The organism is Bacillus pacificus, from assembly GCF_020861345.1.
Lineage (GTDB): Bacteria > Bacillota > Bacilli > Bacillales > Bacillaceae_G > Bacillus_A > Bacillus_A pacificus.
Genome location: NZ_CP086328.1, coordinates 2,983,909 through 3,010,523, shown reverse-complemented (window position 1 = coordinate 3,010,523; position 26,615 = coordinate 2,983,909). Strand labels below are relative to the sequence as shown.

Sequence of the window (26,615 nt, the reverse complement as noted above, 5' to 3'; positions counted from 1 at the left end):
GGAGAGTAAATCTCCCTCTTTTCTTTATATAGAGGTGAAACAATGATAGTAACAACAGCAGGAAGAACGAATAAAGAAATGATAGATTATGCAAAGCAGGTAGCCGCAGAATTAAATCGTTCATTCGTTAAACGTAATGATATACCAGTACATAAACTGCATGAGCAGTATGAACAAGATGTACTTGTCGTAGGCAAAAATCGATTAGCCATTTATCCAAAAGGAACAGAGGAGTCGTTTTTCTTTCATCCAAACTCAGCGATGTTTCGTGTGAAGAGATTAATGCGCGGAGAACACGATCCGTTCGTACAAGCTGCTAAATTAGAAAGCGGAATGACAGTGTTAGATTGTACGCTCGGTATGGCATCAGATAGTATTGTAGCGAGTTATATTGTTGGTGAAAGCGGAAAAGTAACCGGACTTGAAGGCAATGAGTATATGGCTTATATTATGGAAAATGGTTTGAAAACATGGTCTTCATCCGTTTCTGAAATTGATAAAGCAATGCAACGAATTGATGTAAAGCAAACTGAGCATTACGCATTTTTAAAACAATGTGAAGATAATAGTTATGATGTCGTATATCTTGATCCGATGTTTGAAGAAACTGTTATAGAATCAGATGGAATAAAAGGATTAAAACACTTCGCTTTGTATCATGATATTAATGATGAAACAATTGCGGAAGCGAAGCGTGTGGCTAGAAAGCGTGTCGTTCTGAAAGACCATTTCCGTAGTTCTAGATTTGAAAAACATAATTTTCACGTATACAAAAGAAAAAGTGCTAAGTTTCACTTTGGTGTAATTGACCCTTGCTAATTGTTTGAAAAGATGTATAATAAGCAATAATTAATTAAATATACTGTCTGTGATGAAGAGAGTAGTCTTTTTTAGAAGGAAAGCGAGCTAGGGATGGTGTGAGCCTAGTGCGGAAGAAAAAGATGAAGCGCACTTCGGAGATGCTTCTTGAACGAATAGTAGAGTAAGCCGAGGCCCCCTGTCCTCGTTATAAACGGGAAAGTGGTTCGTAATGAACAACAAGGGTGGTACCACGGGTTCAAACTCGTCTCTTTTTTAGAGACGAGTTTTTTGTATTTTATAAATGAAGGAGGTTGTATCATGGATTATAAAAAGCAGTTTGCAGAAAGTTTATCTAATATTTTTACGAATGAATTAACGCAAAAGCAAATTTTAGATTTAATTGAAACACCGAAACAAGATGAATTCGGAGATGCTGCATTTCCATGTTTTTCACTTGCGAAGCAATATAAAAAATCACCAGCTATTATCGCAAAGGAAGTTGCAGAGAAATTAAGTGATCCGTTTTTTGCGAAAGTAGAGGCTGTTGGTCCTTACGTAAATGTCTTTTTTAATCGTGAAACGGTAAGTGATGAAGTATTAAAAACGATTTTAGCGGAGAAAGAAGAGTACGGTCAAAATCATTTTGGATGTGAAAAGACTGTAGTTATCGATTATTCGTCTCCTAATATTGCGAAACCTTTTTCAATGGGGCATTTACGTTCTACAATGATTGGAAATTCACTGAAACATATCGCTGAAAAATGTGGCTATGAAGTTGTAGGGATTAATTATATTGGGGATTGGGGAACACAGTTTGGAAAGTTAATTACCGCTTATAAAAAATGGGGAAATGAAGCAGTAGTGAAAGAGGATCCAATACGTGAACTATTTAAGTTATATGTGCAATTCCATGAAGAGGTAAAAGATGATGAAGAATTAGAAGAAGAAGGACGCGCTTGGTTTAAGAAGTTAGAAGAAGGTGATGAAGAAGCGGTTGAGCTTTGGAATTGGTTCCGTCACGAATCTTTAAAAGAATTTTCTCGTATTTATGAACTTCTCGGTGTTGAATTTACTAATTTTCAAGGGGAAGCTTTTTATAATAATTTGATGGAAGATTTTATTGAGATTTTAGAAGAACATGATTTGCTTGAAGAGTCAGAAGGCGCGTTAGTCGTTAATTTAGAAGAAGAGGGAATGCCGCCTTGCTTAATTAGAAAATCCGACGGTGCAACGATTTACGCAACACGTGACTTAACGGCAGCGTTATACCGTCAAAACACATATGCATTTGATAAAGCGCTATATGTAGTTGGCCCAGAACAAAGTTTACACTTCAATCAATTTTTCACTGTATTAAAAAAGCTGGGCTACACTTGGGTTGACGGCATGGAACATGTACCGTTTGGGTTCATTTTAAAAGATGGTAAGAAAATGTCGACACGTAAAGGAAGAATTATTTTACTCGAAGAAGTACTTGAGGAAGCAATAGACCTTGCAAAACAAAATATTGAAGAGAAAAATCCAAACTTAAAACAAAAAGAAGAAGTAGCGAAGCAAGTCGGTGTTGGCGCAGTTATCTTCCACGATTTAAAAAATGAGCGTATGCACAATATCGAATTTTCATTAGAAAATATGCTAAAATTTGAAGGAGAAACAGGACCGTATGTACAGTACACACATGCACGTGCTTGCTCTATTTTAAGAAAAGAAAGTGTAGAATTTGAAACGTGTACGTTTGCTTTAAAAGACGATCATAGCTGGAGTGTCGTAAAATTACTAAATAAATTCCCACAAGTAATTGAAATAGCTTTCAACAAAAATGAGCCATCAATCATTTCAAAATATGTCTTAGATGTAGCACAATCGTTCAATAAATATTATGGAAATGTGCGTATATTGGAAGAGAGTGAAGAGAAAGATAGCAGACTTGCATTAGTATATGCTGTGACGGTTGTATTAAAAGAAGGATTACGTTTACTTGGGGTGGAGGCACCTGAGGAGATGTAAAATAAAGCTATAGTAAAAAAGACAAATTAGGAGATCATTAACCTAATTTGTCTTTTTTTATTTTGCCGACTAAGCCTTGAAACTATAAGAAGTTAAATGTTACGAAATGTAACAACTCTATAATTATGTTGTGAAATCAATTAAAATATTTGTAGAGAGGATGATCTGTATTGATTCGAGGTTTTATTTTGCATATTCCTTGTCATAGAATACCGGAAAGGAGTTTTCTTAAACTACAAAAATACATACCTTTATGTGCACGATGCACAGGTATGCTGATTGGTTTCTGTATGTTTCCAATTTACTTTTTAATAACACCTTCGTTTAGTCTCTCATTATTGCTATCCTTTTTTGCTCAAATTCCATTATTAATCGATGGATTCAGCCAAAAGTGGAAATGGCGAAGCAGCACAAATTTGTTAAGAGTAACTACCGGCTTATTAAGCGGAAATGGTATGGGACTATTTATTGCATCTAGTATTATATGGATTATATCTTAAACCACATATTAACGGAGGTAAATACTTACATGTTCTGGATTTACATAATTCTAATTTTTATATCAGGTGGAAGTGGAATTGGTTTTATCATTTATGAAAAATATATAGAAGCAACAATAGCTTTTGTTATTTGCATATTATTTATGGTACTACTATATTTTTATTTAAAAAGAAGCAAAAAAAAGAGGAATTTAGATTGTGACGTAATAGATTGTACTGATTGCTCGGATTGTGATTGTACTAACTAATTTTCTGTTTATTTCGATATTATTATAAAAGGATTTTATATCGTTTCAGGTATGTAATCCTTTTTATTTTTTCAAGATTAATTTGTTGAATAAGCGGAGGGTAAAGAGCATGTGCAATATAACGTTTTAATTAGAACTCAACAGCGCTAAAATTTTTAGAAACATAGGAATCCGTTTATCAAATGGAGAACTATAGTTTTGTATATAAAAGGAGGCGTAGGTTTTGGAAGAGTATGATTGGAACAGCAAACTAATATATTTAAAAAACACGAGAGATTTATATTACAACGACGATTATGTAAGCTTTTTAGTAAATACAGTTTGGAAGATTACTAAGCCTGTACATATCGTTGATTACGGTTGTGGATATGGTTATTTAGGCTTAGTATTAATGCCATTACTTCCAAAAGGATCAAAGTATACCGGCATTGATAGTGGAGAAACTTTATTAGCTGAAGCGAGAGCGTTATTTCGTTTACTTCCATATGAGTCAGAATTTATGGAGGGGGATGCTACAGAAATAGAATTAAACGATAAATACGATATAGCAATCTGTCATGCCTTTTTGTTACATATGAGTTCACCAAAAACGATGCTAGAAAAAATGATACATTCAATTAAAAAGGGCGGAAAAATAATCTGTTTTGAACCACATTGGATATCAAATATGTCTTCATACTTTTTAAATGGAGAGAATCAATCGGAAATTATTAGGCTAGGAGCTTTGCAGAATTTATTTGAAAGTGACATGCAGAGAAGCGGAAAAGATGGAAATATTGGTATGAAAATACCGATGTTTTTAAGTGAACTAGGCGTAAAAAATATTCAATGTAGAGTAAGTGATAAAGTGAACTTTTTAGATTCTAATATGCATCATAATGATAAAAACGATTTGTATCAATCATTAAAAGAAGAAGGGATTGCTGGTAATCCCGGTGATAAGCAACAATTTGTAGAACGTTTAATGGCTAGAGGATTAACATATGATGATGCGCTAGCTCAATATGAAGCTGAGCTCCGATTTTTTAAGGCATTTCATCTTCATTCTTCTTTAGTATATGCTCCGAATATGAAAATTACATTTGGTGAAATAGAATGTTAAAAGAGCAATACGATGAAAAATGTCGCTTAATGTCGGTAAGTCGATATTCGACATATAATCGCTGATATAATTTGAAAATCGCCGATAAAACGAAAGAATCGCTGATATATTTAAATAATCGCCGATATAATTTCATGTACTGATTTCAACTATATAAAAATAAGATCCATATGTTACGTTATTCCAGTTAATCAAACAAAATACAGAGAAAAACAATCAATTTTACTATATTTTGTTATAAATTCGAATAATATTAAATAATACTATCCATTATAGGAGATTTTAGTTGAATACCTACAATATGATGTGTAAAATCTAAGCAAGTAGCAGTTTAAATATAAATTTGAGGTGAATACATGCTAGATTTTGAGCAGTTAGATGCTTGTTTGAAAGACAAGAGATTTATAGATGGATTACAGGGAATAAATAATGAAATTTCATATATAAAAGAAACGAATACTTTATCTTATGTGAAAAAGTGGCTTGCTAATATTCCTTCACATAAGGAGTTTGATATATTAATACGTCTTACTGATGAAGGGCTTATGCACCAATACAGTTCATTCCTCATTCGCTATGCCTATAAAAAATTCCCAAATATGAGAACGCTCTCTTTATATTGTGATGAGTTAATTGATGAGCGGAAAATACTTGAAGTAGAACAGTTGTTAAAAGACTCATTAGAAGAGGTAAACAAAGAAGAGATAGACGTTGATCTTTTAGCGAAAACATATTTTACATTAGTACGATGTTTGTTGGAAATGAAACGAAATGAAGAAGCTCTTTTTTATATGCAAAAGGCAGAGGAGTACAGTGCACGTGCAGTATTTGATAAATGGGGCTACGTGTATATGCATACAGGTGAATGGGAGAAAGCAGAAGAACAATTTATAGCTGGTATGCAGCATAAAGATTGTGAAGAGTTATCTACCTATTTATTATCACAGTTATATGCGAATAAGGGAGAACAAAAACGTGCATTACAGCTAATTGATGATGCGATCGTAAAGTTCCCGCAAGTACCATATTTTCATTTTGAAAAGGTGAAATATTTATTAGATTTAGGGAAGTATGAAGAAATGTTAGTGGTAATTGATAACATAAATAAGCAGCTTCCTTATCATGCGTATAAAACTTACTTTGTACATTTACGTGCAGAAGCGCTTTACAAAATGAATAGAATTGTAGATTTACAACAGTTATTAAAAGAAGAAAAAAGTTTAAAAGAGTCTTTATATCATAATTTAGAAAAAAATCCAGATGGCAAAAAGGTTCACTTACCAATCGTTCCAATTGTACAAAAGGATAATTATTGTGTACCGACAAGTTTAGAAATGATGTTGCAGTTATGGGGAGACAAACGTACACAAGATGAGATAGCAGAGTTTATTTTTGATATGACGGGATCGAAGTTTTCAGATACTGTTTCTTATTTAGAAGAATTAGGTTATGAATATCGTTATTTTAAAGGGAATGTAGAAAATTATAAGAGACTGTTAGATCAGGGGATTCCCGTTTTATTAAGTATAGATATTGAGCATGCGTCACATGTGCAAGTGCTAGCTGGATACGATGATATGTTACAAGCTTTTTATGTTCAAGATCCGAATTTTATCGAACCAGTTATTGTGGAATATAGTAAGTTGCAAGAAAAATATCGTTATACAGGCTGCTTAGCGATTACGTTTGTTCCGAAAGAAAAAAAGGAACTACTATCATTTTTAAATGAAGAAGAACATCATTATTTTAAATCTATTTTTTCTTTAACAGATCATTTGGATGAACAAGATAAAGAGGGGATTCATGACTTAGTACAGTTTTTAAAAGGGACGAGTGATAATCCGAATACGTGGTTATATACGGTTAAGCATTTAGATGTTGAAGTAGATAAAGAATTTATTTTATATTGTATAGAAAAGTTAATGGAGAAATTTCCTAACTCAGATTTTGTTAAATTACATGGTGCACAGTGCTTTATTCGCCTTGAAGAGTTAGAAAAAGCTGGACACATGCTTGCGAGTGTTGAGAAGAAAAATAATCGTGCCTTATATCATTTCATAAACGGAAGGTATGCTTTTGAGCAGGAAAGTTATTTAGAAGCGATTTCAAGTTTTCGTTCCTCGTTACAATTAGACGCGGATCAGCCGATTGCTTGGAGTTTTCTCGCTTTATCATATATGTATATCGATCAATCTGAAAAGGCGTTGCAGTTTTCTCAAGTCGCCTTGGAACGTAGCCCTGAACGATTTACTTTAACGAATCACGGGTTAATATTAATAGATTTAGAAAGATATGAAGAAGCGTATGAAATCTTTAATGATTTGTTAAAAGAATATAAAAATGAAGCACATGTATGGTATGAGCGAGCGAGATGTGCGCATCATTTAGGGAAATTATATTTAGCGATAAAAGGGCTTAAAATAGCAATTCATTTGGATAGTAATGCACCATACATTTATACGAAACTTGCAGAAATATACGAATCTGATTTGAAGGATGAAGAAAGTACGAAAGAAGTTTTATTAAAAGGTATTGAGAATTGTGATGATAAGGCACCTCTATACGTAAAACTCGGTGACTACCATTTTCAAAAGGATAGTCTGGAAGAAGCGGAAACATTGTATACTCGTGCTTTGGAAGAAAATCATGATGATGTATATTCTCACTTCGGACTTACGCAAGTTTATATGGCAAGAGAACAATATAAGGAAGCAAAAGAATATATTCTCAGTATCGAAAAACAAATTGAAAAGAGCCAAGATTTCCTTATGAACGCTGGAATGGTTTTATGGGATGCTGAAGTTGAACTTGGTGGAAGTGAAGAAGGATTTAAAGTAGCATTATCTAAGTTAGAGAGTGGTATAAAGCAGAGCGAATATAATGTAGCAAGTGCGTTAGATGAATATGTGAATCGAATGAAAGGAACGGTATTTGTACAACGAGGAATAGCATTCTTAAGAACGTTACAAAAAGAAAGAAATGACGTAAGTGAATATGGCTGTTATACAGGTATTTTATATGAGTCGATTGGACAGTACGGCCAGGCGATGAAAAGATATAATAAGGCGATAGAACAAAAAGAAACGGCATTACCGTATTACCGAATTGGTGAAACACTTATGGCATTAGGACAATTAACGGAAGCAAAACAAGCGTATGAAAGATGTTTAGAGCTTGATGGGAATTTCATTGGTTTACATTTACAGCTTGCAGAAATATACGAAAAAGAAGAAAATCGTTCTAAAGAACAAAGTCATATGGTTCAGGCGATGAAAGAAGAGCCGTTGCATATTAATATGGAATATTTGGCACAGCTTTCAGTAGAAATGAATCTTCAGGAAGAATTGCTGGCTGAACTAGAACAATTAGCGGACGAAGTACCTGAAATATGGCGATTAGATGCGATTGCATATGTGTATGGAGCGATGGATGAAATAGATAAAGAACAAGCACAGATTGAAGAGGCACTACGATTAGATGGCGAGCATACAGAAGTTTTATATCATTATGCAAAAGTATTAGTGAAAAATAGAAATGCAAAGGCAATTGAAATTGCGATGAAAGTGATACAAAAAGATGTGAATAATGAACGTATATTTGATGTATATGTAAAAGCGATAGAACAACATAAGAAATGGTCTAACATACGAGATTTTCTTCATATATTAAAAGTAAAAAAGGCAGACAGAAGTATGGCGTTTATGTATGCTGCATCTGCGGTTACAGAAAGATGGATTGAACGTCAACAAAATGAACAGCCGAAGAAATCCATAATTACAAGAGCTTTTTATCGCATGAAAAACCGTGCGAAAGAAATTTCGATTATTACTACAATCATTGATTTATATGAAATCTCATTAAAGTTAAATCAAAAAAATAGTATGGCAGCGCAGCGATTTGCACTATTTTACGAGAATGTGGTGATGTATAAAGAGGCGATAGATGTATTGCAAACATCATTAGAAAGTAAATGGGATTACGATGTAGCCAAGCAACTTGTAAATCTTTTCATAGAGTGTGAGGAAGAAGATAGGTTACGGGATGCTGCAGAATTAACGAAGCAAATGGTTCGAGAGTTACCAGATGATTATGATACGCTTCTTTTACAAGCACAAGTATTCTTTAAAATGGGAGAAGAAAGAAAAGCAGAGAAGATTACTTTACAATTAACGGAGCAAACACCGTTTGTAAGTAGAGCGTTTCTTGCTTTAGGAGAAATATATCAAAGTCAAGAACGGTTTGAAGAGGCAATTCACGTATTAGAAAATGCTTCTATACATCATCCGAATGAAACAGCAATTCTTCTTTCTTTAGCATCTTCTTATCATGGTGCCGGCCAAACGATAAAGGCAGAAAAAATAACAAATGAAGTATTAACAATGGATGCGAGTGATTTGTTAGCAAGATACGATCGTGCTTGTTATTTAGCGCAGTTAAACAGAAATGAAGAGGCGAAGGAAGAGCTTGAAATTGTACTTCGTGAGGATGAGTCGGGATTTTTCGCTGAACTTATCGAGGATGATGAAAATTTAGCAGCATTGCGAGAATTTGAAAAGTAATTGTATAACAATCACGAAAAAGGGTATAAATGAAAATATATTTTGAATTAGTTGACAATTTATTATCCAATGGCATAAAATAGCTTTTAACAAAGTATACAAATCTGAAGACGAGAAAGAGTAAAATAGTGTACTGTTCCACAGAGAGCCGGTATGTTGCTGAAAGCCGGTGTGCAGACGTTATTTGAAAATCATCTCCGAGGAGCCGAGGCTGAAAGTAAGTAAGCCCGGACGGATGTCTACCGTTACAAAGAACACGTATGATAGTACGTTGCTAAGTGCTATTAGCGAAGAGCTAATAGAATTAGGGTGGTAACGCGGTTAAACCCGTCCCTACTTCATAGGGACGGTTTTTTTGTGTGCTTTAAAACATAAAAAGGAGTGATTGTAGATGAAGAAAGTAGATGTAAAAGAGTCAGCTGTAGGGAGAGAAACACGTATTCGTAAGCAGTGGAACGAGCAAAGTATTTTCGAGCAATCAATTCAGAATCGAGAAGGCGCACAATCGTTTGTTTTTTATGAAGGACCACCAACGGCGAATGGATTACCGCATGTAGGTCATGCGCTTGGACGAACAATTAAAGATGTAGTAGCAAGATATAAAACGATGTCTGGTTATAAAGTGTTAAGAAAAGCGGGATGGGATACACACGGTTTACCTGTAGAATTAGGTGTTGAGAAACAACTTGGTATTTCTGGTAAACATGAAATCGAAGAGTATGGAATTGAACCATTTATTAAAAAGTGTAAAGAGAGTGTATTCACATATGAGAAGCAGTGGCGTGAATTCACTGAAAGCATCGGTTACTGGGTAGATATGGATGATCCATACGTTACGTTAGAGAATCCATATATCGAAAGTGTATGGCATATTTTAGGGACGATTCATGAAAAAGGTTTATTGTATAAAGGACATAGAGTTTCACCATACTGCCCAAGCTGTCAAACTTCACTAAGTTCACATGAAGTTGCACAAGGGTATAAAACAGTAAAAGATTTAAGTGCAACAGTTAAATTTAAAGTGAAAGATAGTGAAAATGAATATTTCCTAGGCTGGACGACAACACCTTGGACACTTCCAGCCAATGTTGCGCTCGCTGTACATCCAAATATGGAATACGTGAAAGCGAAACAAGAAGGTCATGTATACATTGTTGCGAAAGAACGTGTACAAGATGTATTAAAAGAAGACTATGAAGTATTATCTGTCCATAAAGGCGAAGAATTAGTAAATACATCTTATATGCCACCATTTCCAATGAAGGAAGTTACAAATGGTTACCACGTTATCGCAGCCGATTTTGTCACGGCAGATAGTGGTACAGGACTCGTTCATATCGCACCGGCATACGGGGAAGACGATTATAGAGTCGTTCAAAGTGAAGGATTGTCATTCTTGCATGTTGTAGATGAGAAAGGTGAGTATACAGAGGCAGTACCATTTTTGAAAGGTAAATTTGTTAAAGATAGTGACGTAGATATCGTTCGTTATTTAGCGAAGGAGGGCTTACTATACCATAAAGAAAAGTATGAACATAGCTACCCGCATTGCTGGCGCTGTGATTCACCACTTCTTTATTATGCAGGAGAGAGTTGGTTAATTCGAACGACTGCAATTAAAGATACATTTTTACAAAATAACGATACTGTTACTTGGTATCCAGACCATATGAAACATGGACGATTTGGTAAGTTTTTAGAAAACATGGTGGACTGGAATATTAGCCGAAATAGATATTGGGGAACACCATTAAACGTATGGGAATGTGAAAGTTGCGATCATCAATTCGCACCGAAAAGCATTGCTGATTTAAGAAAGCATAGTACGAAAGAGACACCTGAAGACTTAGAATTGCATAAGCCATATGTAGATGAAGTGCAAGTTTGCTGCGAAAAATGCGGAAGTAAAATGAATCGTACACCAGAAGTAATTGATGTTTGGTTTGATAGTGGTTCGATGCCATTTGCGCAATATCATTATCCGTTTGAAAATAAAGAGTTATTTGAAGATCAGTTTCCAGCAGATGTAATTGCAGAAGGCATTGATCAAACACGCGGCTGGTTTTATAGTTTATTAGCAGTATCGGCACTATATACTGGAAAAGTACCGTATAAACGAGTGCTATCACTAGGGCATGTATTAGATGAAGAAGGACAGAAAATGTCTAAAAGTAAAGGGAATGCACTAGATCCAGTTGATTTAGTAAATCAGTTTGGTGCAGATGCTTTAAGATGGGCACTTCTCGTTGACAGTGCTCCGTGGAATGCGAAGCGTTTTTCTGAAAGAACAGTATTGGAAGCGAAATCTAAGTTTGTAGATACATTAGTCAATGTGTATAGCTTCTACGTTTTATATGCAAATTTAGATGAGTATAATCCAGATGAAACATATGACGTAAAGCGAACGAAATTGGATGAATGGGTATTATCAAGATTGCATAGTACAACGAAAAAAGTGAGAACTGCACTTGATGATTATCAATTTACGAATGCAGCTCGTGAAATCGCGACGCTTGTAGATGAAGTAAGTAATTGGTACGTAAGGCGATCGCGTAATCGTTTCTGGGAGTCTGGTATGAATGCTGAAAAAGCAGCTGCGTATGAGACACTTCATGAAGTACTTGTGACAATTAGTAAATTAATTGCACCATTTACACCGTTTGTCGCTGAAGATATTCATTTAAATTTAACTGGAAGTAGCGTTCATTTAGAGGATTATCCAATTGTAAATGAATCACTACTTCAACCGAAATTAGAAGCGGAGATGGATGCAGTTTTACAAGTTGTTGAACTTGGAAGAAGTAACCGTAATCAACATTCTTTAAAAGTAAAACAGCCGTTAGCGGAACTTGTATTACTTGAGCATAATGAAAATGATATGGATTGGGAATCTTATCGTGATATCGTCATGGATGAGTTAAATGTAAAAGCGTTCCATGTTGAACTCGATGAAACGAAATACACGTCTTATCAATTAAAGTTGAACTTTAAAACGGCTGGGCCGAAGTTTGGTAAAAATGTGAATGCAGTAAATGGTTGGCTAAAACAATTACCACAAGACGAGGTACAAAACTTTGTTTCTACAGAAAGAGCGGTTTACGAAGTAGCATCAGGAGAAGAAATAGTTGTAACGACTGAAGATGTAGTAGTAGAGAAAGTTGCGAAACCTGGATTCTCTAATACAACTAACGGACAATATACAGTAATGTTAGATACGAATGTAACGGAAGAATTGCTACAAGAAGGGGTAGCACGTGAATTCATTCGCGCCGTTCAAGAATATCGTAAGCAGTTGAATTTACCTGTTAATTTACGAGTAGATGTAATTCTTGATACAGAGGAAGAACTACAGCAAACGTTAACGAATCATAAAGAGTTGTTGGAAGAAAACTTACTCGTTAAACAATTTACATTTGGTCACTTAACGAATGAAGATGATGAACTATCTTTAGGTGAGACGAAAGTTCGTATTAAATTAAGCGCGACTAAGTAAAGAAAAGGAAGTTGGAATCATTCCAACTTCCTTTTTTGTATGATAGATATTTATCCGGCTAATTTTTTCATAATCGATTCGATAGGACCTCAAGAAAATTTCTTTCTAAAGTATTGTTTTCGCTTTACACATAAATATTGAGAAAATTTCACGCCCCCTGAATGGAAAGGTAATAGAATTGTTCATAGAGAATTACTCGTAGATTCAATTTTTATTCCCCCCATTTTATGGGGAATGATTGCCTAGTGGTAATGGGATAAGGTTGAGCTACTTTATTAGGGGGAGTGGTTCTATGTTTAATAAAAAAATGGTGGCAATGGCAATGACTGTGCCGTTAGTAATGGGGACGATTACTACAGTTTCGGCATTGGAAAAACAACAGCAAGTAAAGCTAGAAGCTTATTCGCCGCAGAAAAAAGCAACAGAATATTTAAAAGAAAATGCTGCGCAGTATGGATTAAAAGCAGACCTTTCAGACTTACAATATATTTCTACAACAGAAACGTCAGTAGCTTCATATGTTAGGTTCCAACAAGTTGTGAATGGTGCGCCTGTATTTTCAAAACAAATTACAGTTACTCTTAACGGTGAGGGAAAAGGAGTACTTGCTATTTCTGATTATCAATCTGTTAAAGGTGTGAAGGAAGCTACGACAAAAATTAGTGAAAAAGATGCAATACAAAAATCAATGGCGTATGTTGGAGAAGCAAGTGAACAAAACTTATGGGCTCCTACAGAGAAAGAATTCGGATATATTGTGGAAGAAGGAATTGCTCGTCCCGTATATAAAGTTGTAGTCCATTCTAATAACCCGTTTGGTGCATGGGAAACATTTATTGATGCTGAAAACGGAAAGTTAATTAAAAAGGTTGATATAAACCGAAAAGCAGAAGGATCAGGAAAAGTATTTTTACCTAATCCTGTCGTATCAAGCGGGAGTTTAGCAGGATTAAAGGATAACAATGATGCGGATTCTCCAGCGTTAACGAATCAATTAAAAACGGTCACTTTAAAAGGCTTAGATGGGACAGGATTTTTAATTGGAGAGTATGTTACGATTTCTTCAAAAGCCAAAACGAAATCTACAAATTTACAATTTAACTATACACGCGCAAATGATAGCTTTGAAGATGTCATGTCCTATTATCATATCGATACTTTGCAACGTTACATTCAAAGTTTAGGTTTTAAAAATATTAATAATCGCTCTATTAAAGTGAATGTAAATGGAACGACGGCGGACAACTCATTTTATTCTCCGACAACGAAAGCTTTAACATTTGGTACTGGCGGAGTAGATGATGCAGAAGATGCGGGTATTATCGCACATGAATATGGACATTCGATTCAAGATAATCAAGTTCCTGGTTTTGGTAGTTCGGCAGAAGGCGGAGCGATGGGAGAAGGATTTGGAGACTTCTTAGGTGCTACGTATGAAGATGCAGTATCAACTACAGGGTACGGAAAAGCATGTGTTGGAGAATGGGATGCGACTGCTTATTCTAGTTCAGATCCAACGTGCTTACGCCGATTAGATAATAATAAAGTGTATCCGAAAGATATTACGAATGAAGTACATGATGATGGAGAAATTTGGGCACAAGGCCAATATGAAATGGCGCAAGCATTTGGTCGTGATGTAGCAACGAAAATTATTTTACAATCGCACTGGTCGTTAACACCAAACTCTAAATTCAGTGATGGAGCAAAAGCGATTAAGCAAGCGGATGCTCTTTTATATGGCGGACAACATGCTGCGGATATCGATCGTATTTGGGCAGCGAGAGGAATTAGTACGAATTAATATAAAAAGTCGTGGCATGTATAAGCCACGACTTTTTAATTTGCTTAAGAACTGGTACTAGTAAAGTAAGCTATATGAATGATAATGTGAATTTATTCGCATTTCATTTGTTTTTTTCGTCTTTAAAAACAAAATGCTCTTTAAATTTTCTAGACTCTACTTTTTGACCATTTCTCATGGAGCGGAAAGGGTGTTCTTGCCAAGTAATAATTACATCAACTTCATCCGCTTTTGTAGAAACTGGAAAATTAGCATGTTCAAATCCAGTTTTTCCACTTGCTAAACGACTTTCCTTTAGAGAAAAGAGTTCATATTTCGTTTTTGTTTTTGGTTCGTTGCGGAATACTTCGACTTGTACGTTATATACTTCACTGTTTCCAACATTTTTTACTGAAAATTGATAAGTTTGGAATTCATCTTTTTTAGCTTGAAGCTTTTTTTTGTTTACTTTTTTCGGTTCAGCAATATTCACTTGCCATTGATCAGAGTTTTGAGAGATAGGTAAAGATTTTGGTGAATAGGCGTACGTTTCATTCACTACAATTAGGCATAACAAAAGAAGAAAGAAACTAATCGCTTTTTTCATATAAACACCTCGCTATAAAATTTTTATTAATATGCGTAAATAAAACGGTAAATATGTAATTAAATGGAAAAAAGGTGATACTTTGATTCAAATGAATTTGAAAAAACTTGAAAAAGTAGTAAATGGTGAAGGATTACAAGAATCGTTTCATCTTATCGAGATGCATGGTGTCTGCATAGATTCCAAAAACATGAAAGAAGGAAATTTATTTGTTCCAATCATTAGGGTGAAAGATGGGCATGAGTATGTGAAAGAAGCAATGGATAATGGAGCTGTCGCTTCCTTATGGAAAAAGTCTTACGGTACTCCGCCAAAAGGGATTCCAATTATATTTGTAGATGACACTTTGTTTGCTTTGCAACAATTGGCACAATTTTATCGAAGAGAGCTAAATGTAAAAGTAATAGGAATTACAGGTAGTAATGGCAAGACTACGGTAAAAGATATAATAGGAAGTATTTTAAGTTCAACTTATCGAGTGCATAAAACAAAAGGTAATTTTAATAGTCAAATCGGTTTGCCGTTAACAATTTTAGAGATGAAACGAGATACAGAGTTTTTAATACTTGAAATGGGAATGAGTGAAAAAGGACAAATTCGAAATTTATCACGAATAGCACAGCCAGATGTAGCGATTATTACAATGATTGGACAGTCACATCTAGAGACGCTTGGATCAAGAGAAGAGATTGCAAAGGCTAAATTTGAAATTATAGACGGATTAAATGACGATGGACTGTTCCTATATAATGGCGACGAGCCATTACTTTCTCAAAATATTAATATGCTAGGTATAGAAAGTAAGTCATTTGGTGGAAAGTATACAAATGATTTGTTTCCAACGAACGTACAATTAGATGAATATGGTGTTCATTTTAAATTAAATAATACAAAAATACAGTACGATGTTCCCTTACATGGAAAACATAATATTTTAAATGCGATTGTCGGAATTGCTGTAGGGCAATTTTACAAAGTCCCTATAGAAAAAATACAAGAAGCATTGCAGCAAATAAATATTACACAAATGCGCTTTCAGTTTTTAACTGCTAAAACAGGTTTTACAATTATTAACGATGCATGGAATGCAAGTCCCTCCTCAATGAAGGCTGCAATTGAAACGTTACAGAAATTAAATGCCTATGAGAAAAAAATAATCGTAATTGGGGATATGTTACATGCCCATCAACTTAAGAATTTTCACTACCCCCAAGTGACAAAAAACGTTATTCTTTCTAAAAAGCTAGCTAGAAAGGGTGACATTTTTTATGAATCTTTCGATTCAAGATGAATTACAACTATTTTCTGAAGAACTGTATCGTCATTTAACCCCTTCTCTTTTGGAAGAACTCGCAAAAGAATTGGGTTTTGTAAAAAGAAAACGAAAGTTTTCTGGAAATGAATTAGCTACCATATGTATTTGGGTAAGTCAACGTACAGCGAGTGACTCGCTTGTTCGACTATGCAGTCAATTACATGCGGCCACAGGCACTCTTATGAGTCCAGAAGGACTCAATAAACGCTTTGATAAAAAAGCGGTTGAATTTTTGAAATATATTTTTTCGGCATTATGGAAAAGTAAAATCTGTGAAACATCGGCCATTTCAAGCGCGGCGCTCACGTATTTTCAACGAATTCGTATTTTAGATGCGACGATTTTCCAAGTACCAAAACATTTAGCCCATGTATATCCTGGATCAGGTGGTTGTGCACAAACAGCGGGTATCAAGATTCAATTAGAATATGACTTACATAGCGGACAGTTTCTAAACTTTCAGATAGGTCCAGGAAAAAATAATGATAAGACCTTTGGAACAGAATGCTTAGACACATTACGTCCAAGCGATTTATGTATCCGTGATTTAGGTTATTTTTCATTAGAAGACTTAGATCAAATGGATCAACGAGGTGCTTATTATATATCCAGATTAAAATTAAACCATACCGTGTATGTAAAAAATCCGTTTCCAGAATACTTTCGAAACGGAACCGTAAAAAAGCAATCACAGTATATCCAAGTTGATTTAGAACATATTATGAACAATTTAAAACCCGGTCAAACATACGAAATAAAAGAAGCTTACATTGGAAAGAATCAAAAACTATTCACACGTGTAATTATCTATCGTTTAACAGACAAACAGATACAGGAACGTAGAAAAAAACAAAGTTACACTGAAAGTAAAAAGGGTATTACATTTTCAGAAAAGAGTAAACGATTAACGGGTATCAACATATATGTCTCAAATACGCCTGAAGGAGTTGTTCCGATGGAACAAATACATGACTTTTACTCCCTTCGCTGGCAAATAGAAATTATTTTTAAAACGTGGAAATCCTTATTTCAAATTCATCATTGGCAAACTATCAAAAAAGAGCGATTAGAATGTCATGTGTATGGAAGACTTATTGCCATCTTTATCTGTTCTTCTACGATGTTTAAGATGCGTAAACTTCTTTTGCAAAAGAACAAAAGAGAATTAAGTGAATATAAAGCCATTGGGATGATTCAAGATCATGTATCGCTGTTATATCAAGCGATACAGAGAAACACCCAAAATCTAACAAAGATTTTAATCCGTTTGTTCGACCTCCTACAGAAGAATGGACGGAAATCTCATCGATATGAGAAGAAAACTATCTTTGATATTATGGGTGTTGTCTATGAGTATAATGGGTTTGGAAAACAAAAGAAAGCTGCATAATTTTTAAAATGAAACTCGTTAGAGTTTATTTGGTGTGTGTACTTTTCAATACCAAAAGTACATTACGTGTTTTTTAGTTTGTTTGAACGAAAGTTCATTTTGTTTTCGTTCTTAAGTTGATGGGCATGGGGATATGTTAGAGTTAGGGAAGGAAGCTAAAACATATCATAGAGAAATTGGTAAAATGTTAAATGAAGAGAGCATCCAATATGTATTTACGTATGGAGCGTTATCTGAAATCGTAGCGGAAGAAGCAAGAAAGAACTATCATACAGGAAAAGTACAGTCATTTGATAATAAAGACGAGATAGCAGAGGAAATATTGAAAGTTATAACGAAAAAGGATGTTGTTTTATTGAAAGGTTCACGTGGAATGGCTTTAGAGGAGATTGTACAAAACTGGATGTGAAAAATTTAAATATATTTAAAAATTACTTGCAATTTATAAACCGAAGAGATAGAATACTCTGTAAATATAAAAAGTGATGATCAGGAAAAGTACATGATGCAAAGGTCTACAGAGAGCAATCGGTTGCTGAGAAGATTGTGATACCGCATGATGGAAAGACACCTGTGAGTGTTGCTTTGAACGTGATAATTAGTAAAAGCAAACGGTACCTACCGTTATCAGGACTAAGATGGTCATTATGACAATTTGGGTGGTACCGCGGAAAAATCCGTCCCTATTTATAGGGGCGGATTTTTGTATTCTTTGAAAGGAGGTGAGTGACCGTGGATGATGACGATGATAACAATAACGTAAATAAATATAAATTTACTGGAGGGAAATGTAATGAAGCGTTCACTCACAAAAGAATGTACAAAGCAAAGCGGAAAAGTTGTATTACTTCAAGGATGGGTAAAAAAGATTCGTCATCTAGGTAATGTTAGTTTTTTATTAATAAGGGATCGATCAGGGGTTATGCAATGCGTATTAGAAAACAAGCTAGCTGGATTTAAAGTAGATGTGGAAAGTGTTGTTCAAGTCGTAGGCCAAATAGTAGAGACTTCGAAAACAGAATTAGGGATTGAAGTGCTTGCTCACGAAGTGAAAATATTAAATGGCGCAGAACCACTTCCATTTGAAATAAATAAAAAGAAGTTACAAGTCGGCTTAGATCAACTACTGAATGAACGGGTATTATCATTAAGACATGAGCGAACCGCGGCTATATTTAAAGTGAAATCTACGCTCGTCCAGAGCTTTAGTGAATTCCTTATAGAGAACGATTTCACACGTATATTTACTCCAAAAATTGTTTCGCAGGGGGCAGAAGGAGGAGCAAATGTTTTTAAGCTGCCATACTTCCAAAAAGAAGCGTATTTAGCTCAATCACCACAGTTTTATAAGCAAATGATGGTAGCGGGAGGATTAGAACGTGTTTTTGAAATTGCACCTGTATATAGAGCGGAACATCACAATTCTTCCCGTCATTTAAATGAATATATATCGTTAGACGTAGAGATTGGCTTTATAAATGATTTTCATGAAGTGATGCAATTAGAAACGGATGTTTTAAGATATATGTTTCAACAAGTAGCAAAAAACTGTGAGAAAGAACTACAACTATTACAAATAGAAGTACCTGTTATTACAGAAATACCGAAAATTAAATTGTTACAAGCACAAGAAATTTTGAAAAGTAAGTATCGGAAAGAATCGCCAATTGGGGATTTAGATACAGAAGGTGAGAAGTTACTAGGGAAATATGTGAAGGAAACATATGAGAGTGAATTTGTTTTCATTACACATTATCCGAAAGAAGCGAGACCGATGTATACGTTGCCGAATAACGAGAATCCATCTATTACTGATTCGTTCGACTTACTATATAAAGGATTAGAAATAACATCAGGGGCACAGCGAATTCATAATTATGAAATGTTACTAACTTCTTTTAAAGAAAAAGGATTACATCCAGATAAATTTCAATCGTATTTAAATACATTCCGATACGGTTGTCCCCCGCACGGTGGTTTTGGAATTGGATTAGAGAGAGTTGTATATAAATTTTTAGAATTATCGAATGTGAGAGAAACGAGTGCTTTTCCAAGGGACTGTACAAGGCTTATCCCTTAATAATAGGGGAAGGAATTCCGCATTTTCTCATTAAAATTTAATATGTCCCTTGACAGCTACAAATATAACCGATATACTTCATATTAATTTCAAAAGAAAATATATTCTAAATATTTAAATGTGTTGAATAGGAGTAGTAAGGTCGTATATTTGTACAGAGAGCTATGGGTTGGTGTGACATAGTCAAATGACATCCTGAACTCGCCTAGGAGCAGTAAGGTGGAACGGAATCACATTCTTAGTAAATCTTAACGGTTAACCTTCGATATTAGGTTTGTAATCAAACGATTACTACTAAGGTGGATTCATAATGGAATCAATAAGGGTGGTACCGCGTTAAGTAAATGGCTTAGCGTCTCTTTATATAGAGACGTTGAGCCATTTTTTTATTTTATGGAAATAGAAATGGAGGGTTTATTCGGATTGGTCTATAAAATTTAATTATTTATATAAAATGATTTTATTAGGAGGAAAATGAGATGAAACAGACGGAGCAATGGACTTCGAAATTAGGGTTTATAATGGCTGCAGCCGGATCGGCAATTGGACTTGGCGCAATATGGAAGTTTCCTTATATCGCTGGGAAGAGCGGGGGAGGAGCATTCTTTTTAATCTTTATATTATTTACTGTATTAATTGGATTACCACTACTTATAGCTGAATTTATGATTGGACGCAGTACGCAGAAACAAGCAGTTGGCGCATTTAAAAGTATTGCACCAAATACAGGATGGCACTGGATTGGACGCCTTGGTGTTGGAACGTGTTTTATATTACTTTCGTTTTATAGTGTTGTAGGTGGATGGGTATTCATTTATTTATTCAGAGGAGTAACGGGACAACTTATTACTCCAGGACAAAATTACGGTGCATTATTTACTGAAACAATTGGAAATCCGGCTTGGGCAATTATGGGACATTTCGCTTTTATGTTTATTACGATTTGGGTCGTATCAAAAGGTGTACAAAACGGAATTGAAAAGGCAAGTAAATATATGTTGCCAGCGTTGTTCGTTTTATTTGTCGCTCTTATTATTCGTTCATTAACACTTGATAATGCAATGAAAGGTGTGAAGTTTTTCTTACAACCAGATTTTTCAAAGATTACTTCAGAAAGTATTTTGTTCGCAATGGGTCAATCATTCTTTGCGATTAGTATCGGGATTTCAATAATGGTCACATATAGTTCCTATTTAAATAAAAAAGAAAGTTTACCAAAATCAGCAATAACAATCGTTGGGTTGAATTTATTTGTTTCATTATTTGCGGGTCTTGCTATTTTTCCAGCTGTATTTTCATTAGGAATGGAACCAACAGAAGGGCCTGGATTACTATTTATCGTATTACCATCTGTATTTAGTCAAATTCCATTTGGTGGGTTTTTCTTAACAGTATTCCTTGCACTATTTACATTTGCGACATTAACATCGGCATTTTCTTTACTAGAGACAGTTGTTTCAGCATTAGCAAATGGGGAACAAGAAAAGAGAACGAAATTATCATGGATGATCGGTTTCGGCATTTTCTTAGTAGGTATACCATCAGCGTTATCATTTGGAATATGGAGTGATATTACGATTTTCGGAAAGAATATTTTTGATGCAGTAGACTTCTTATCTAGTAATATATTAATGCCACTTGGTGCACTATTTATTAGTATTTTCGTTTCATTTAAAATGGAAAACAAGGTATTAGAAGCAGAGTTTTTTGTAGGTGGTAATTATGGAAAGAAAGTATTTACTTGTTGGGCGTTTTTACTTCGATTTGTAGCACCACTCGCAATCATTATCGTCTTTTTAAATGTAATAGGGATTATTTAACAGTAGATGTTATAATATTCAGTAAAAAAAAGAAGGTGATGATCATAAAGGCGAATTTGATAGAAACAGGGGAATACATGCATATTAGAGGGAAAAAGCTATACGTTGAAACACATGGAAATCCTAAAAATAAGCCAGTTCTATACTTGCATGGTGGACCGGGGGAAAGTTGCTATGATTTTTCATTTCATCAAGCGGAACGTTTAAAAGATTCTTTATATGTAATTATGATAGATCAAAGAGGTGTTTGTCGCTCAGAAAAAATTACTGAAGACGAAGCTTTTGGATTAAATGATTTGATTGAAGACTGTGAGGAATTAAAAAAAGTATTACAAATTGAGAAGTGGTCTGTAATTGGACATTCTTTCGGTGGATATTTAGCATTGTTATATGCATCGATATATCCAAGTTCAATAGAGAAAATAATATTTGAAGGACCAACTTTCGATTTCGCATTAACAAGTAGGGCTTTGTTACAAAAGGCAGGGCATTTATTAAAAAAGTATGGAAAAGAAGAAGTAGCAAAAGAGTGCTTTGCTTATTCATCTAGCGATGCTTGTTCAAAAGAGTTGTTAGAAGCTTATATAAGAATAAGTGATGAATTAGAAGAAAAAAGAATGGAACTTTACAATTATAAGGAAGATGTGACAGACGAGAGTTTATATAGTGATGAAGAGTGGGAAGAATTTTCAAATCGCTCCAAGATTCATTTTGATAGATTAAAATTAGAAGGAGCATTTCATACTTCATTATTACGAAAAATAAAAGATGTACAAAATCCAATGCTATTAATTGTAGGAAAACATGATGTAGTAACGTGTGAAAAACAAATTGAAATATTTAATAAAGATGCCCGAAACGGCAAGTATATCGTATTTGAAGAGAGCGGTCATTCATCTCATTATGAGGAAGCAGATAGATTTGCAGAAACAGTCATACATTTTTTGAAATGAAGAAAAGGGTGCTTCTCTAAATAAGAAGCATCCTTTCTAAATTTCTGGATATGTGATTGTAATGCTAGGCCACTTACTTTGCCAATTCTTTTTTATAACTCTGTTTTTGTATATATGTAATCGTTCTTTTGATTCAAGAAAATGAGCTGTTGGTCTCACTTGTAAGGAAAGGACATCTTCAATACCGCACGGAGCTGTTAATATAACATTGTTTTTTTCGTCTAATGTAACCCCTAAAGCCGTTGCTGTTTCAGGAAATTTAGAAATAGCATCAACAGAAGAAGAGTACGGTAGCATATTATTCACTACATGCATACGAGCTTGATTTTTTACTGACCAAGGTATAGAGGCATCCAAATTTATTAGTTTCTTTTCTAATAATTGTTCGTATATCTCATCTTTACGAAAAGGGTCAAAATAAATGACATCAACGTCTGGTGTAGTTGTTCTTATTTCGTAGTTATGTAAAGTATCCCAAATTTTAGAACGAACAAACCCGGCGCAAATCCACCAATCAGGTAGCTCAAGTGATTTTGCTAATTGTAATACGTTCATCATCCATTCGTCGTTTTCTATTAAGCGAATGATATGTTGCTCTGTTTGGATATTCATTGATATATTCACCTTTCTAGTAAATTAATGTATTAGTTCAATAATCCATAAAATCCAGTAAGCACCTGGTACAAATAGTAGTTGTGCTAATAATGTACCGAAAAGTCTAGAAATCATTAGCCAACCGTACATTTTACTCATAGACTCAGCACCATTCTCTGATTGTAAAGCACGTTCTGTTAAAAGAGCGATGCGTGGATCGAGTAGTACGGTTAATAAAATTGTAGCAAAACCATTTACAAGACCAGAAGCTGTACTTGCGTTTGTTGCATAATCTGGATTTAGAAAAGAAGCGTAAAGGGCAGAAAGAACACCTGCTGTATAAATAGCAGTAGCAAACATATTAATAAGCATAATACGTTTTGGAATACCACCAATGCGTAGTCTATGAATCATTTCTAACTTTGGAAACCGTACATATTTTTTTGTGTACTTTAACTTTTGAATGTTATTCGTCTTCATCATTCGAATGAATGAACCATCTGTTTCAAAATTTTGAATGACGTATCCAAATAGTTTTGTCAAAGTTGGATACAGTATAATTGCAAGTAATGTACCGATAGAAGCAGATAATAGAACGAGACGTATAATATGCTCTAAATCAATAGAAGAATCTAGTTTTGCTTCATCGACAATACCACCGATTAAAAAGGCTTGTAGTAAGTTAGATGTTCTAGAAATAAGCAGTACCATTCCTACGACGGATAAGGCAACGGCAATCTTTTTTAAACGTACACCAGCTAATCGAATACTATAAGAGCTAGTTTCAACCGCATGGATAATAATTGTGAAAGCCATTATAAAAATTAACGTAATTGACATTTGTTTCACCAGTTTCTATTAAAATAATTGTAACTTTTTCACTTTACCATATGTATCTTTTTTTGTAACTGAAAGTATGTGACATAGGAAAAGTAATTTTTCAGAAAAAAGATAATGATAGTATTATAATAAAAGAGGTAATAGGAAAAGCTGTTATAGGTTACTTATAAAGTAAAATGAGCGGGGGATTGAAACGTGTACACAACATATTTATTTGATTTAGATGGAACATTGACGGATCCGAAAGAAGGGATTGTCAATTCAGTATTGTATGCATTAAAAAAGGTTGGCATTGAAGAATTACATATAAGCGAGTTAGATTCATTTATTGGTCCACCCATCCAGCAATCATTTGTAGAGAGATATAATATGAATGAAGGAGAAGTTGAACGAGCTGTTTTTTATTTCAGAGAATATTTAAAGCAACGTGGATTGTTGGAGAATAATGTTTACGAGGGTATTCCAAATCTTTTAAAACAATTAAAAGATACAGGCAATCGTTTATTTATAGCAACTTCAAAGCCTACTATATTTGCTGAACAAGTACTAGAGCATTTTCAACTAACAAATTATTTCGAAGGTATCATTGGAAGTAATTTAGATGGTACAAGAATAAAGAAAGAAGAAATCATTGCTCATATTTTACAAACAAATGAAGAACTTAATAAAGAAGAAATTGTTATGATTGGAGATAGAAAGCACGATATAATCGGTGCGAATTATAATGAGATTGCTTCAATTGGTGTTTTATACGGTTATGGTAGTGAAACAGAGTTGACTGAAGTTGGTGCGACTCATATCGTAAATGATGTAAAAGAACTACATCATTTTTGTTTAGAAAATAGTTTGATAAAGAAGTAAATATAGAGACTAATAATCCCTTTATAACGTATGATGATGAAATCGTTTTTGTTTAAAGGGATTTTTTATATGTAATCGAATATGTATAATTAGACATTTTTAGCATGAAAAATTTGTATGAATAAGAGGAGGGATGTCAGAATCAAAAGATTAGTAGTAGAAGTTTATCGATAAAAGTTTGAATTTTCTGTTAAAGGAGGGGTATAATTGGAGCTAGTTATTATATTATTAGCACTTAGTTTACTTATGTTTGTAGCTTATAGAGGCTTTTCTGTTATTTTATTTGCACCGATTTTTGCTTTATTTGCGGTATTTTTGACAGAGCCTAGTTTTGTATTACCGTTCTTTTCGAATATTTTTATGGAGAAAATGGTAGGTTTTATTAAACTATATTTTCCTGTATTTTTACTTGGAGCAATATTTGGGAAAGTAGTAGAAATGTCAGGAATTGCGGACTCAATTGCAAAGACAATTATAGAGTTGGTTGGTGAAAAACGTACAATATTAGCAATTGTATTAATGGGGGCTATTTTAACGTATAGCGGTGTTAGTGTGTATGTAGTAGTGTTTGCTGTATATCCATTCGCAGCAAAGCTGTTTCGACAAGCGAATATTCCAAAACGTTTAATCCCTGGAACGATTGTTCTTGGAGCAGTCACGTTTACGATGGATGCGCTACCTGGATCACCACAAATTCAAAACGTAATACCTACAACTTTTTTCAAAACGGACATTTATGCTGCACCGATACTTGGAATTGTAGGAGCAATTTTTGTTCTTACATTAGGTTTACTATATTTAGAGAGTAGACGTAAGAAGGCAAAGGCAGCAGGAGAAGGATATTTTGGTTTTAACGATGGGAATACGGAAATGGCAGCTTCTTTACAAGCAGAACAAAAAGATATGCAGCTGGTTAAAAATATTGAAATTACAAAAGCGCAGCAAGTAATTGCTTTTATACCACTTATTTTAGTAGGTGTAATGAATAAAGTTTTTACTATTATGATACCGAAGTGGTATCCGAATGGTTTTGATTTTTCTGCAATTGGTATGAAAGCATTTGGAAAAGTAGAATTAAGTGCAGTAGTTGGAATCTGGTCAGTAGAATTAGCACTTATTATAGGTATAGTAACAACGTTATTATTATATTGGAAACGAGTAGTAACAGGATTCCAAGCTGGATTGAATACAAGTATTGGTGGAGCGCTACTTGCAACAATGAATACAGGAGCTGAGTTTGGATTCGGTGGTGTTATCGCAGCACTTCCAGGTTTTGCGATTATGAGAGATGGCATTTCTGCCACGTTTACCAATCCGCTAGTGAACGGAGCAGTCACGACGAATATTTTAGCTGGCATTACAGGTTCTGCATCAGGAGGAATGGGAATCGTTTTAAGTGCAATGGGTGATAAGTTTATTGCAGCAGCTAATCAATTCGATATTCCGTTAGAAGTAATGCATCGTATCGTATCAATGGCATCAGGAGGAATGGATACATTACCACATAACGGAGCTATCATTACTATTCTTACAGTAACTGGGTTAACACATAAACAATCTTATAAAGATATATTTGCTATTACAGTTTTGAAAACGCTTGCTGTATTTTTAGTTATCGCGTTCTATACTTTAACAGGAATTTATTAAATAGATATTTTATAG

General features: G+C 34.4%; 17 protein-coding genes, 2 pseudogenes and 4 other annotated features. Of the genes and pseudogenes, 16 read left to right on the top strand and 3 right to left on the bottom strand.

Features of this window, described 5'->3' with window-relative positions:
• Positions 1-42: 42 nt before the first annotated feature.
• From LMD38_RS15725 to LMD38_RS15690, 8 genes are all read left to right on the top strand, one after another.
• On the top strand, positions 43-819 hold the full coding sequence (locus tag LMD38_RS15725; RefSeq protein ID WP_227585422.1) for a class I SAM-dependent methyltransferase: 777 nt from the start codon (positions 43-45) through the stop codon (positions 817-819).
• Positions 820-859: 40 nt separating this feature from the next.
• Positions 860-1,074 (top strand) — a binding site (T-box leader).
• 45 nt (positions 1,075-1,119) lie between these two features.
• A complete protein-coding gene (gene argS, locus LMD38_RS15720; RefSeq protein ID WP_062821092.1) occupies positions 1,120-2,808 on the top strand; it encodes an arginine--tRNA ligase in 1,689 nt (562 codons plus the stop codon).
• Positions 2,809-2,978: 170 nt separating this feature from the next.
• Positions 2,979-3,308 (top strand): DUF2085 domain-containing protein, encoded by a 330-nt coding sequence (locus LMD38_RS15715; RefSeq protein ID WP_062821093.1) that lies wholly within the window; start codon positions 2,979-2,981, stop codon positions 3,306-3,308.
• A gap of 29 nt (positions 3,309-3,337) precedes the next feature.
• Positions 3,338-3,556: a hypothetical protein gene (locus LMD38_RS15710; RefSeq protein WP_062821094.1), complete on the top strand. Its 219-nt coding sequence runs from the start codon at positions 3,338-3,340 to the stop codon at positions 3,554-3,556.
• 223 nt (positions 3,557-3,779) lie between these two features.
• Positions 3,780-4,658: a class I SAM-dependent methyltransferase gene (locus LMD38_RS15705; RefSeq protein WP_062821095.1), complete on the top strand. Its 879-nt coding sequence runs from the start codon at positions 3,780-3,782 to the stop codon at positions 4,656-4,658.
• Between the two features lie 356 nt (positions 4,659-5,014).
• Positions 5,015-9,217, top strand: a complete 4,203-nt coding sequence (locus tag LMD38_RS15700; RefSeq protein ID WP_062821096.1) for a bacteriocin-processing peptidase family protein — start codon at positions 5,015-5,017, stop codon at positions 9,215-9,217.
• A 98-nt stretch (positions 9,218-9,315) separates the two neighbouring features.
• Positions 9,316-9,555: a binding site (T-box leader), on the top strand.
• A 53-nt stretch (positions 9,556-9,608) separates the two neighbouring features.
• Positions 9,609-12,710 carry an isoleucine--tRNA ligase gene (ileS, locus tag LMD38_RS15695; protein WP_016717354.1) on the top strand — a complete coding sequence of 1,034 codons (3,102 nt, stop codon included), beginning with the start codon at positions 9,609-9,611 and terminating at the stop codon, positions 12,708-12,710.
• Between the two features lie 292 nt (positions 12,711-13,002).
• A complete protein-coding gene (locus tag LMD38_RS15690) occupies positions 13,003-14,514 on the top strand; it encodes a M36 family metallopeptidase (protein WP_061182833.1) in 1,512 nt (503 codons plus the stop codon).
• A 103-nt stretch (positions 14,515-14,617) separates the two neighbouring features.
• Here the strand turns inward: LMD38_RS15690 and LMD38_RS15685 are convergent, their stop codons facing one another.
• On the bottom strand, positions 14,618-15,100 hold the full coding sequence (locus LMD38_RS15685) for a hypothetical protein (protein WP_062821097.1): 483 nt from the start codon (positions 15,098-15,100) through the stop codon (positions 14,618-14,620).
• Positions 15,101-15,182: 82 nt separating this feature from the next.
• Here LMD38_RS15685 and LMD38_RS15680 point away from each other — a divergent pair.
• The 6 genes and pseudogenes from LMD38_RS15680 to LMD38_RS15655 all read left to right on the top strand — a co-directional run.
• Positions 15,183-16,322 (top strand): annotated as a pseudogene (locus LMD38_RS15680) (UDP-N-acetylmuramoyl-tripeptide--D-alanyl-D-alanine ligase); the annotation flags it as partial.
• A 46-nt stretch (positions 16,323-16,368) separates the two neighbouring features.
• Positions 16,369-17,805 (top strand): IS4 family transposase, encoded by a 1,437-nt coding sequence (locus tag LMD38_RS15675; protein ID WP_001053964.1) that lies wholly within the window; start codon positions 16,369-16,371, stop codon positions 17,803-17,805.
• A 127-nt stretch (positions 17,806-17,932) separates the two neighbouring features.
• Positions 17,933-18,214, top strand: a pseudogene (locus LMD38_RS15670) (glutamate ligase domain-containing protein); the annotation flags it as partial.
• 67 nt (positions 18,215-18,281) lie between these two features.
• Positions 18,282-18,493, top strand: a binding site (T-box leader).
• A gap of 105 nt (positions 18,494-18,598) precedes the next feature.
• Positions 18,599-19,885, top strand: coding sequence for an aspartate--tRNA(Asn) ligase (gene aspS / locus LMD38_RS15665; protein WP_062821098.1), 1,287 nt, complete (start codon positions 18,599-18,601; stop codon positions 19,883-19,885).
• Between the two features lie 114 nt (positions 19,886-19,999).
• Positions 20,000-20,248 (top strand) — a binding site (T-box leader).
• Positions 20,249-20,364: 116 nt separating this feature from the next.
• Positions 20,365-21,705: a sodium-dependent transporter gene (locus LMD38_RS15660; protein WP_000814526.1), complete on the top strand. Its 1,341-nt coding sequence runs from the start codon at positions 20,365-20,367 to the stop codon at positions 21,703-21,705.
• Positions 21,706-21,743: 38 nt separating this feature from the next.
• The gene (locus tag LMD38_RS15655) at positions 21,744-22,658 is read left to right on the top strand and encodes an alpha/beta fold hydrolase (protein WP_080454282.1); all 915 of its coding nucleotides are present in this window, start codon (positions 21,744-21,746) and stop codon (positions 22,656-22,658) included.
• Positions 22,659-22,694: 36 nt separating this feature from the next.
• Here the strand turns inward: LMD38_RS15655 and LMD38_RS15650 are convergent, their stop codons facing one another.
• The gene (locus LMD38_RS15650; protein WP_001025801.1) at positions 22,695-23,270 is read right to left on the bottom strand and encodes a nucleotidyltransferase family protein; all 576 of its coding nucleotides are present in this window, start codon (positions 23,268-23,270) and stop codon (positions 22,695-22,697) included.
• A 24-nt stretch (positions 23,271-23,294) separates the two neighbouring features.
• A complete protein-coding gene (locus LMD38_RS15645) occupies positions 23,295-24,092 on the bottom strand; it encodes a lipid II flippase Amj family protein (protein ID WP_000028910.1) in 798 nt (265 codons plus the stop codon).
• 195 nt (positions 24,093-24,287) lie between these two features.
• Between LMD38_RS15645 and LMD38_RS15640 the strand changes: the two genes are divergently transcribed.
• Together LMD38_RS15640 and LMD38_RS15635 are read left to right on the top strand one after the other, a co-directional pair.
• On the top strand, positions 24,288-24,953 hold the full coding sequence (locus LMD38_RS15640; protein WP_061182837.1) for an HAD family hydrolase: 666 nt from the start codon (positions 24,288-24,290) through the stop codon (positions 24,951-24,953).
• A gap of 207 nt (positions 24,954-25,160) precedes the next feature.
• The gene (locus LMD38_RS15635) at positions 25,161-26,600 is read left to right on the top strand and encodes a GntP family permease (RefSeq protein WP_062821100.1); all 1,440 of its coding nucleotides are present in this window, start codon (positions 25,161-25,163) and stop codon (positions 26,598-26,600) included.
• Positions 26,601-26,615 lie beyond the last annotated feature (15 nt).

Excerpts from the sequence above, each read along its gene's own strand:
- LMD38_RS15725 (WP_227585422.1), top strand. The coding sequence starts at position 43 with ATGATAGTAACAACAGCAGGAAGAACGAATAAAGAAATGATAGATTAT.
- argS (WP_062821092.1), top strand. The coding sequence starts at position 1,120 with ATGGATTATAAAAAGCAGTTTGCAGAAAGTTTATCTAATATTTTTACG.
- LMD38_RS15710 (WP_062821094.1), top strand. The coding sequence starts at position 3,338 with ATGTTCTGGATTTACATAATTCTAATTTTTATATCAGGTGGAAGTGGA.
- LMD38_RS15700 (WP_062821096.1), top strand. The coding sequence starts at position 5,015 with ATGCTAGATTTTGAGCAGTTAGATGCTTGTTTGAAAGACAAGAGATTT.
- ileS (WP_016717354.1), top strand. The coding sequence starts at position 9,609 with ATGAAGAAAGTAGATGTAAAAGAGTCAGCTGTAGGGAGAGAAACACGT.
- LMD38_RS15690 (WP_061182833.1), top strand. The coding sequence starts at position 13,003 with ATGTTTAATAAAAAAATGGTGGCAATGGCAATGACTGTGCCGTTAGTA.
- LMD38_RS15685 (WP_062821097.1), bottom strand. The coding sequence starts at position 15,100 with ATGAAAAAAGCGATTAGTTTCTTTCTTCTTTTGTTATGCCTAATTGTA.
- LMD38_RS15675 (WP_001053964.1), top strand. The coding sequence starts at position 16,369 with ATGAATCTTTCGATTCAAGATGAATTACAACTATTTTCTGAAGAACTG.
- aspS (WP_062821098.1), top strand. The coding sequence starts at position 18,599 with ATGAAGCGTTCACTCACAAAAGAATGTACAAAGCAAAGCGGAAAAGTT.
- LMD38_RS15660 (WP_000814526.1), top strand. The coding sequence starts at position 20,365 with ATGAAACAGACGGAGCAATGGACTTCGAAATTAGGGTTTATAATGGCT.
- LMD38_RS15655 (WP_080454282.1), top strand. The coding sequence starts at position 21,744 with ATGATCATAAAGGCGAATTTGATAGAAACAGGGGAATACATGCATATT.
- LMD38_RS15650 (WP_001025801.1), bottom strand. The coding sequence starts at position 23,270 with ATGAATATCCAAACAGAGCAACATATCATTCGCTTAATAGAAAACGAC.
- LMD38_RS15645 (WP_000028910.1), bottom strand. The coding sequence starts at position 24,092 with ATGTCAATTACGTTAATTTTTATAATGGCTTTCACAATTATTATCCAT.